We start from the raw sequence: 6,229 nt of genomic DNA on the forward strand, positions 1-6,229 counted from the left end.
TGTGCCCTCCCGGCCACGACCCTGAAGCCCTTGATTGGATGAAACGCGCATGAGCGCAACACAGGATTTGCCCGGCAAGGTCGTCACCCGCTTTGCCCCCTCGCCCACCGGTTTCCTGCACATTGGCGGCGCCCGCACCGCGCTGTTCAACTGGCTGTTTGCCCGCCACCACGGCGGTGAATTCCGGCTGCGCATCGAGGATACCGATCGGGCCCGCTCCACCGAACCGGCCATTGCCGCCATCCTCGATGGGATGACCTGGCTGAACCTTAATTGGGATGGCGAGGTGGTCTACCAGTTCAGCCGGGCTGCCCGCCATGCCGAAGTGGCGCACCATCTGCTGGCCGCCGGCCATGCCTATCGCTGTTATGCGACGCCGGAGGAGCTGACGGCTCTGCGCGAAGAGCAGCGCGCCGCCAGGCAGCCAATGCGATACGATGGGCGCTGGCGCGACCGCACCGATTGGCCGAACGATGCCGACTATGTGATCCGCCTGAAGGCACCGCGCGAAGGCGCCGTGACCATCGACGATCAGGTGCAGGGCCCGGTGACGGTGAACAATGCCGAGCTGGATGATTTCGTGCTGCTGCGGTCGGACGGCACCCCCACCTATATGCTGGCGGTGGTGGTGGACGATCACGACATGGGCGTGACGCACGTGATCCGCGGCGATGATCACCTAAACAACGCCTTCCGCCAGCTGGCCCTGATTCGCGCGATGAACTGGCCGGAGCCGGTTTATGCTCATATTCCGCTGATTCACGGCGCTGACGGCGCGAAACTGTCGAAGCGGCACGGCGCGCTGGGCGTTGATGCCTATCGCGACGAAATGGGCCTGCTGCCGGAAGCGGTGGAGAATTACCTTCTGCGCCTGGGCTGGGGCCATGGCGATTCCGAAATCATCAGCCGTGATGAAGCAGTGCAGTGGTTCAGCCTGGCAGCCGTGGGCCGTTCGCCGTCGCGGTTCGACATGAAGAAGCTGGAAAACCTCAACGGGCACTATTTGCGCGCCGCCGACGATGGCCGGCTGGTGGCGCTGATTGCCGGCCGCGTGACTGCGGCATTGGGCCGCGATCTGGCCGATTCCGATTCCGCACTTTTGCAGCGCACCATGCCGGAGTTGAAGAAGCGCGCCAACAACCTCAATGATTTGGCAGCCAGCAGCCTTTTCTATCTTCGCAGCCGCCCAATCCCCATGGACGAAGGCGCTGCCAAGCTGCTAGCGTCTGCGACACCGGGGCTGCTTGACCGCGCCCGGGCACGATTCGTCGCCCAGGATGACTGGACGGCCGCCGCACTGGAACAGGTGGCGCGTGAACTGGCAGAAAGCGAAGCGGCCAAGCTTGGCCAGATCGCCCAGCCATTGCGCGCTGCTGTCACCGGTTCGGCCCAATCGCCCGGACTGTTCGAGGTGCTTGAAGTGCTGGGCAAGGATGAAGTGCTGGGGCGGATCGACGATGCCCTGGCCGGTTGAGTGAAGGGAAGAGAGCCATGACGGCCATGATCGGCATCGACGGAAAAAGCGCGGAATATCCGGTGCATCAGGGCAGTATTGGCCCGGAAGTGGTTGATATTCGAAAGCTTTATGCGAATACGGGCCGCTTCACCTTCGATCCGGGCTTCACCAGCACCGCGTCATGCGAATCAAAGATCACCTACATCGATGGCGATGAAGGCATCCTCTTGTATCGCGGCTATCCCATCGAGCAGCTGGCCGAACAGTCGAGCTTTCTTGAAGTCGCGCATCTGCTGCTGAACGGCGATCTGCCCAATGCGGAACAGAATGCCGAATTCACCCGCAACATCACCCGCCACACCATGATCCATGAACAGCTGGCGACCTTCTACCGGGGTTTCCGGCGCGACGCCCACCCGATGGCGATCATGTGCGGCATCGTTGGCGCGATGGCGGCCTTCTATCACGACTCGACCGATATCCATGATCCGCAACAGCGGGTGATCGCCTCGCACCGCATCATCGCCAAGATGCCGACTCTGGCGGCGATGGCCTATAAATATTCGATCGGGCAGCCCTTCCTCTATCCCGATAACAGCCTGAGTTTTCCGGGCAATTTCCTACGCATGACCTTTGGTGTGCCGGCCGAACCTTATGTGATCGATCCGGTGATCGAAGACGCGATGGAAAAACTGCTGATTCTGCAGGCCGATCACGAGCAGAACGCCTCCACCTCCACGGTGCGCCTGGCCGGTTCGTCGGGCGCGAATCCCTTCGCCTGCATTTCAGCCGGCATTGCCTGCCTGTGGGGCCCGGCGCACGGCGGCGCCAACGAGGCCGCGCTCAACATGCTGCGCGAAATCGGCACGCCGGATCGTATCCCGGAATTCATCGCGCGGGCCAAGAACAAGGATGATCCGTTCCGCCTGATGGGCTTTGGCCACCGCGTGTACAAGAATTACGATCCGCGCGCCAAGGTGATGGCAAAGGTCGCCAAGAACGTGCTCGACAAGATGGGCATCAACGATCCGATCTTCGATGTCGCCCGCGAACTTGAACAGATCGCCCTGAACGATCCCTATTTCATCGACAAGAAGCTTTACCCCAACGTCGATTTCTATTCGGGCGTGGTGATGTCGGCCATTGGCTTCCCCACGTCGATGTTCACCGTGCTGTTCGCCATCTCGCGCGCGGTCGGCTGGATCGCGCAGTGGACCGAGATGATGGAGGATCCCGATCAGAAGATCGGCCGTCCGCGCCAGCTCTACACCGGCCATACCCACCGCGATTATGTGCCGATGGGCCAGCGCGGCTGATGACCCTATCGGAATCCTGTGGATAGTTCTGTGAAAAGGGGCTGCCGGCTTGAACGGCGGCCCCTTTTCCTGTTTGTGCTGTTTCATGGGTGATTTTCTGGCTCCTCCTGAATCGCGCCGCTGGCCCTGGATCCTTGCGATCATCGCCAGCCTGGCCTGGGCCGCTGCCATCATCGCCACATGGGGCGCCGCTACGGGCGCGATTGCCGTTTCAGCCAACCTGCAGCCGCTGCTGCTGATGCTGGCCGCGCTGGCCGGCCCGGTGGGCGTGGCGCTGCTGGCCGCCGTACAGTTGCGCGATGCCGGGGCCGTGAACGCCGCCCGCGCCGCCATTGCCGATGCCCGCGCTTCACAGGCCGCGGAATGGCTGGAGCACAGCGCCGACTCCCTTACCCGGCTGGAAGAACAATTGGCCGCCGCCGCAACGCGCATGGCGGCGATGGAAGCGCCGGTGGCCAGCCACAGCAGCACCATCGCCGGTGTGGCCAATACGCTCGACACGGCCAACAGCCGGCTGGCGGATACCGTGGCCAAGGCGGTCGCCGCCAGTAATGACTTCGCTGGCGCTGTGCCCGTCGCCAGCGGCCAGGCCGAAGCGCTGAGCGAATTGATGACCCGGGTGGATAACCAGCTGCGCAGCCAGCTGGCCGAAACCGAAACCCTACTGGCCAGCCTCTACACCCGCGCCAGCGAAGCCGAAGCCGAAGCCCGGGCCGCCGCCCAGGCCAGCCGCGGCGAGATCAACGCCCTCGCCCAGGCCAGCCAATCCGGCCTTGCCGCGATGGCCAGCGCCGCCACCCAGGCCCGCGAAGCCGTCGAAACGCCGATCGGTGCACTGAACGCGGCCATCGATGATGCGTTCACACGCACTACTGCATCGGTGGAGCAGACCCGCGACGCCGTTCACGCGCAAACCAGCGCGATGCTGGCCAGTGTCGATCAGGCCCGCACCGCGCTGGCGCACATTGGCGGCGAAGGTGCGCGGGCGCTGGATGAACGGCTTGCCAGCCTGCAACTGCTGGCCAGCAAGGTGGCCGGCGAAATCGAAACAAGCGGCCGCAACGCCGCGGCGCTGGTGGATGAACTGGGCAGCCGGGTCGAAGCACTGGAAACCCGCCTTGCCGCCGCCATCGCCAGCAACAGCGAAGCGCTGTCCGGCCTTGATGCACGACTGGCGGCCGCCAACGAGGCTGTGGCCGGTTTTACCGCGCCGCTGGGCGACGCCGATGCCGCGCTCGCCGCCGTGCAGCTGCGGCTGGAAGCCATGGGCAGCGAAGCCAGCCGCACTATTGCCCTTTTCGAAGCCCAGTTGCCGGCTGGCGAGAGCCAGGTGAGCGCGCTGCGCGGCCAGATCGCCGGGCTGGAAGCACAGCTGGCCAGCATCAAGGAACAGGCCGCCACGCTGGCCGAACCGCTGGAATCGGGCAGCGCCACGCTGAACGACGCCAGCAACCGCCTCACCAGCGCCCGCGAAACGCTGACCGCCACCACCGACGAACTGGCCGACGCCATCGCCCGCGCCCAGGAACAGATGCGCAGCCTGGAAGACGATACCAGCCGCCTGAGCCTGACCGCATCGGGCGACCTGATTGAAACCTTTGCCCGCGTTCGCGAAGTGGCCGACAATGCCGCCGGCGCCATGCGCACCGCGCTGGCCGGCGTGATCCTCGAAGCCGAAGAGGCGTTGGACAAGGCCGCCGTCAGCCGTACCGAAGCAGCGTTCGCCGCGCCGATCCGCGATCGCATCGAGGAACTGATGGAATTGCAGGGCCGCGCCGGCGAATCGGCGCAGGCTGCCGCCGAACGGGTGGCGCAGCGACTGATCGGGCTGGCCCGCACCCTTTCCGACGTGGAATCGCATGTGGACGCGGTGGAAACCCGCGCCGAAGTGCGCGCCCGCAATGCGCTCGGCCGGCGCGCCAACGGCCTGATTGACAGCCTGCAATCCAGCGCCATCGATCTGGCCAAGCTGCTCGACTACGACATCGACGACAAGACCTGGGCCGATTACGCCGCCGGCGATGCCAGCGCCATCGCCCGCCGCCTGGCCCATGGGCTGGACAGCGGCGCCGGCCGACAGTTCGTGCGCCACTTCACCCACGATGCCGAATTCCGCACCGAAGCCAGCCGTTACCTGCAGGAATTCGAATCACTGGTCGCCGATGTGGTGCCGGAACGTGGCGGCGAGGCTCTGGGGGCGACGTTGCTGTCGTCCACGTTGGGCAAGCTGTATCTGGCGATTGGGCAGGCCGCCGGGCGGTTCAACTAGAAGAAGCCTCCGGCGGGCAGGGCCTGAGGCCCTGCACCCACTTTCGTTTTGGGCAGCCATTGATGCCGTTGCGTAGTGCTTGATCCGGCATTCCTGTCTGGATGCTGACACTTCACGTGAGAACGGAGAGCAGCATGACACGCATCTTGGTTACAGGCGCACGGCGCGGCATTGGCCGCGAGATCACGCTCACCCTGGCCCGCGCCGGCCACGACGTGGTGGCTACCATGCGCGATACGGGCGGCAGCGATCTGGCCGATATCGCGGCGAAGGAAGAACTGTCGATCAGCCTTGCCGCGCTGGATGTGGATGATGATGCATCGGTTGCCGCGCTTTTTGCCCAGCCCGGCATGGCCAACGTCGACGTACTGATCAACAACGCCGGCATCCTCTCGATAAACGCCCTCGAAGATGAATCCATGGCCATGATCCAGGCGGTGATGAACACCAATTTCTTCGGGCCGCTGCGCTGCATGAAGGCCGTGATCCCGGCCATGCGCGAACGCCGGCAGGGCCTGATCATCAACCTCTCCTCGATCGCCGGGCGCATGGCGGTGTTCTCGCACAGCGCCTACGGCCCATCGAAATTCGCACTGGAAGCCGCCAGCGAGGTGGCGGCACAGGAACTGGCGCCGTTCGGCGTGCGCGTGGCGCTGGTCGAACCGGGCATCATCGCCACCGACATGGCCGTCGCCAACCTGCCCCAACCGCGCGCCGACAGTGCCTATCCCAGTGGCCGCCGTATGGTCGCCATGAACGCCGATGCGGATAAAGGCACGCCGCCCGCCGTGGTGGCCAACGCGGTGCTCGATATCGTCAGCGGCCGCAACACCGCGTTCCGCACGCTGTGCGGCGATGATTCGCAGATGTTCATCGGTATGCGCACCCGCATGAGCGACGACGCCTGGATTGGCATGAGCGACACGCTGGACGACGGCGTGTTCTTTGAACGCATGACGGCGGCGATGCAGGGCTGAAGGCAGGAGAAGCGGCCTCCGGCGGGCAGGGGCTGAGCCCCTGCACCCACTTTCGCTTTTGGACGGCTCTCACATCCCAGAACCTGTCATGCTGGCGCAGGCCAGCATCCACAGTGGCGCCTGCGCCTCGTGAAACGATCCAGATGGAACGGTGGATGCTGGCCTGCGCCAGCATGACGGGAGCTTTTGATGCAGGATGCGCGCAAACGAA

At 64.7% G+C, this 6,229-nt stretch carries 4 protein-coding genes; all 4 read left to right on the forward strand.

What is annotated here, in order from left to right; all coding sequences use genetic code 11:
* The first annotated feature begins 49 nt into the window (after window positions 1-49).
* The 4 genes from gltX to RT662_RS10315 all read left to right on the forward strand — a co-directional run bounded on the left by gltX (window position 50) and on the right by RT662_RS10315 (window position 6,018).
* Window positions 50-1,474: a glutamate--tRNA ligase gene (gene gltX / locus RT662_RS10300; RefSeq protein ID WP_313670621.1), complete on the forward strand. Its 1,425-nt coding sequence runs from the start codon at window positions 50-52 to the stop codon at window positions 1,472-1,474.
* 17 nt (window positions 1,475-1,491) lie between these two features.
* Window positions 1,492-2,772: a citrate synthase gene (locus RT662_RS10305; protein ID WP_313670622.1), complete on the forward strand. Its 1,281-nt coding sequence runs from the start codon at window positions 1,492-1,494 to the stop codon at window positions 2,770-2,772.
* An 85-nt stretch (window positions 2,773-2,857) separates the two neighbouring features.
* A complete protein-coding gene (locus tag RT662_RS10310) occupies window positions 2,858-5,041 on the forward strand; it encodes a hypothetical protein (protein WP_313670623.1) in 2,184 nt (727 codons plus the stop codon).
* Window positions 5,042-5,175: 134 nt separating this feature from the next.
* The gene (locus tag RT662_RS10315; RefSeq protein WP_313670624.1) at window positions 5,176-6,018 is read left to right on the forward strand and encodes an SDR family NAD(P)-dependent oxidoreductase; all 843 of its coding nucleotides are present in this window, start codon (window positions 5,176-5,178) and stop codon (window positions 6,016-6,018) included.
* The last annotated feature ends 211 nt before the right edge of the window (window positions 6,019-6,229 follow it).

Source organism: Sandarakinorhabdus sp. (genome assembly GCF_032115815.1).
Taxonomy (GTDB): Bacteria; Pseudomonadota; Alphaproteobacteria; order Sphingomonadales; family Sphingomonadaceae; genus Sandarakinorhabdus.